This is a genomic window from Actinomadura sp. BRA 177 (assembly GCF_013372625.1).
Lineage (GTDB): Bacteria > Actinomycetota > Actinomycetes > Streptosporangiales > Streptosporangiaceae > Spirillospora.
Genome location: NZ_JABXFD010000447.1, coordinates 1 through 3,610 on the forward strand (window position 1 = coordinate 1; position 3,610 = coordinate 3,610).

Genomic DNA, 3,610 nt, shown 5'->3' on the forward strand with positions numbered 1-3,610 from the left:
TGAGGTCACGCTGTTCGCGTCTGTTCTGGTGTGTTTTTTTTTTGCAAGCAGAAGACGGCTACCGGGCTCGGAGTCCGTCTCGGGGGCTGGGGGAGGTGTATAAGAGGCGGTCTCCAGGGCGCGCCCGCCGAGGCCGCTGCCGGGCTCGGCTGGGTGGCCCGCGAGCGGCGCACGCTGCCGCCGGACGTCGAGGAGCGGCTGCGCGCCCTGGAGACGTCCCAGCGGGAGTCCACGGCCCGCCGCTACGTGAGCTGAGGAGGAGCCCGTGCCCGACGTGACGCCCGATGTGACGATCGTGGTGGCGACCCGCGACCGGCAGCGGGCGGCGCAGCCAGGTGAACCACAGCGTGTTGCGGATGCCGTGCCGGCGCCGCGCGTGCGGATCGCGCAGCCGCGACGGCTCGTGGTGGACGACGACGTCCTCGGCATAGCAGAGGTGCCAGCCGAGCGCCATCAGGTCGGCGCTGAGCAGTTCCTCCTCGCCGCCGAGCCACAGCCGCGGAGAGAAGCCGCCGGCCGCGCGGAACGCCTCCGTCCTGACCATGGACGCCCCGGCCAGGAACGAGCCGAGCGCGGGGCCCGGCAGCCACGCCGGCCCGGGGACGGGCGAGTCGCGCAGCTCGGGGACGATCGGGTCCTCGCGCCCGCCGGGCTCCACCAGGATCCGCCCGGTGACGACCGCGAGGCGCGGGTGCGCGTCGAGGAGGCCGGCGGCGCGGGACGGCGCGTCCGGATCCCACCAGGTGTCGTCGTCGCAGAACGCGACGTACGGGGTGCGCACGTGGTCGACCGCGAGGTTGCGGCCGACGGCGCCGAGATTGCCCGGCGACCGGATCACCGCGACGTCGGGGAACTCCGCCGCGACGGCGTCGGCGGTTCCGTCCCGCGAGGCGTTGTCCACCACGATCACCGGCGCATCCTCGGTCAGTTTCCGCACCTGCGCGAGGACGGCGAGCAGGGACTGCCGCCTGTCCCGGGTGATGACGACGACGGTGAACCGCATGAACCGGCCAGTACCCGGCCTCTCGCCCTCTATGTGCGCGGAAGCCGCTTCACCTGGCACTTCTTCCACCAGCGACTTTCCCGACTTGAGCGTTTAGGTCCACGGTTATCGGCAATGTCGAATCACCTATAGGGAATTCGCTCCCGGCGAGAACGCCACGCGCCGATGTCTAAGACGACGTCATCGGCACATCATTTGAATGCTGCGCCGAATCGGGGCTCATATGCGCGTGCTCGGAATCAATGCGATCTTCCATGACCCGGCCGCCGCGCTCGTCGCGGACGGCAGGGTCGTCGCGGCCGCGGAGGAGGAGCGCTTCAGCCGCCGCAAGCACGGGAAGCGGCCGGTCGCCTTCGCCGGCTGGGAACTGCCGGAGCAGGCCGCCCGCTGGTGCCTGGCGGAGGCCGGGCTGGAGTCCGGCGACCTGGACGCCGTCGCCTACTCCTACGACCCCGCCCTCGTCGAGCCGGGGCTCGGCGGGCACGACGAGCAGTGGGAGCGGCTGCGCACCCTCTACGCGCAGCGGGCTCCGAACTTCCTCGCGACCGCGCTGCCGGGGCTGGATCCCGGGATCGTGCGGTACGTCCCGCACCACGTCGCGCACGCCGCGTCCGCCGCGCTCGCCGCGCCCGGACCCGGCGACGGCGACGTGCTCGTCCTGGACGGCCGCGGCGAGTCGCACTCGCACCTGGCCGGGACGTACGAGAACGGCGTCCTGACGCCGCTGCACGCCCAGCGCCTCCCCCACTCGCTCGGGCTGATGTACGAGGACCTCACCGAGCACCTCGGCTTCCTGCGCTCCAGCGACGAGTACAAGGTCATGGCGCTCGCGTCCTACGGCGAGCCGCGCTTCCTGGACGAGCTGCGCGAGCATGTCCGGGCGACGGGCGACGGCGGTTTCGCGGTCGCCGGCATCGACTGGGGCTCCCTCGCGAAGGCACGGAAACCGGACGGCGAGTGGACCCGCGACCACGCCGACCTCGCCGCCAGCGTCCAGGCGCGCCTCGAAGAGGTGCTGCTGGACCTGACCGCATGGCTGCACGGCGAGACCGGCTCCCGGCGGCTGATGCTCGCCGGCGGCGTCGCCCTCAACTGCGTCGCCAACTCCCGGCTGGCCGAGGCCGGCCCCTACGACGACATCTGGGTGCAGCCCGCGGCGGGCGACGCCGGCACCGCGCTCGGCGCCGCGCTCCACGTGGCGCAGGGCGCCGGCGACCCGCTCACCGGGATGCCCGGCGCGGACCTCGGCCGGCAGTGGGACGACCGCGAGATCGCGCGACGGCTCGACATCGCCAAGATCCCGTACGAGCGGCCGGACGACCTGGCCGCCACCGTCGCCGAGGCGCTCGCCCGCAACGAGATCGTGGCGTGGTTCCAGGGCCGCTCGGAGTTCGGGCCGCGCGCGCTCGGGCACCGCTCCCTGCTCGCCCACCCCGGCCACGCCGGCAACGTGGAGCGGCTCAACGACGTCAAGGGCCGCGAGCAGTTCCGGCCGATCGCGCCGATGGTGGCGCTGGAGCACGCCGCCGAGATCTTCGAGGGCCCGATGCCGAGCCCGTACATGCTGTTCGTCCACCGCGTCCGGCAGGAGTGGCGGGAGCGGATCCCGGCCGTCGTGCACGTGGACGGCACCGCCCGCATCCAGACGGTCGCGGCGGACGACGAGCCGCTCGTGGCGCGCCTCCTCGCGGAGTTCCGCCGCCGGACCGGCCTGCCCGTCGTCGTCAACACCAGCCTGAACACCGCCGGCCGCCCCATGGTCGACGACCCGCGCGACGCGCTGGAGTGCTTCGGCTCGGCGCCGGTCGACCTGCTCGCCATCGGGCCGTTCGTCGTGCGCCGCCGGGAGGTGCACGCTCGATGAGCTGGACCGTCGTCGTCCCCACCGTCGGCCGCGAGAGCCTGCGGGTGACGCTGCACGCGCTGCTCGCCGGGCTGGACGCGGACCCCGGCGCGGGGCCGCACGAGATCATCGTCGTGGACGACCGTCCCGCGCCCGGCGCGCCGCTGCCGCTGCCGCCGTCGGCCGGGCCGGAGATCCGGGTGATCCGCTCCGGGGGCCGCGGGCCCGCCGCCGCGCGCAACGCGGGCTGGCGCGCCGCCGCGACCGAATGGGTGGCCTTCCTGGACGACGACGTCGAGCCCGAGCCCGGTTGGCCCGCCCGGCTCGCCGCGGACCTGGCGGACCTGCCGCCCTCGGTCGGCGGGTCGCAGGGCCGCGTCACCGTCCCGCCGCCGGACGGCCGGCCGCCGACGGACTGGGAGCGGAACACCGCCGGGCTCGCGAGCGCCGACTGGATCACCGCCGACATGGCCTACCGGCGCGGCGTCCTCGCCGGGCTGGGCGGCTTCGACGAGCGGTTCCGCCGCGCCTACCGCGAGGACGCCGACCTGGCGCTGCGCGCGCTGGACGCCGGGCACGGCCTCGTCCTCGGCGACCGGCGGATCACCCACCCCGTCCGGCCCGCCGGGTTCTGGACGTCGGTGCGGGCGCAGGCGGGCAACGCCGACGACATCCTCATGTGGCGCGTGCACGGGCCGTCCTGGCGGGCCCGCGCCGGGGAGGGCCGCGGGCTGCTCGGCCGGCACGCGCTCACCACCGCGGCC

3 protein-coding genes are annotated in these 3,610 nt (G+C 74.6%); 2 read left to right on the plus strand and 1 reads right to left on the minus strand.

Going from position 1 to position 3,610, the window contains the following annotated elements; genetic code table 11:
- Positions 1-58: 58 nt before the first annotated feature.
- Positions 59-1,003: a glycosyltransferase family 2 protein gene (locus HUX53_RS26705; RefSeq protein WP_176405980.1), complete on the minus strand. Its 945-nt coding sequence runs from the start codon at positions 1,001-1,003 to the stop codon at positions 59-61.
- A 223-nt stretch (positions 1,004-1,226) separates the two neighbouring features.
- Between HUX53_RS26705 and HUX53_RS26710 the strand changes: the two genes are divergently transcribed.
- Positions 1,227-2,867 carry a carbamoyltransferase C-terminal domain-containing protein gene (locus HUX53_RS26710; protein WP_176405981.1) on the plus strand — a complete coding sequence of 547 codons (1,641 nt, stop codon included), beginning with the start codon at positions 1,227-1,229 and terminating at the stop codon, positions 2,865-2,867.
- A partial coding sequence (locus tag HUX53_RS26715) for a glycosyltransferase family 2 protein (RefSeq protein WP_176405982.1) occupies positions 2,864-3,610 on the plus strand: 747 nt, incomplete at its 3' end. The genes HUX53_RS26710 and HUX53_RS26715, both read left to right, overlap by 4 nt.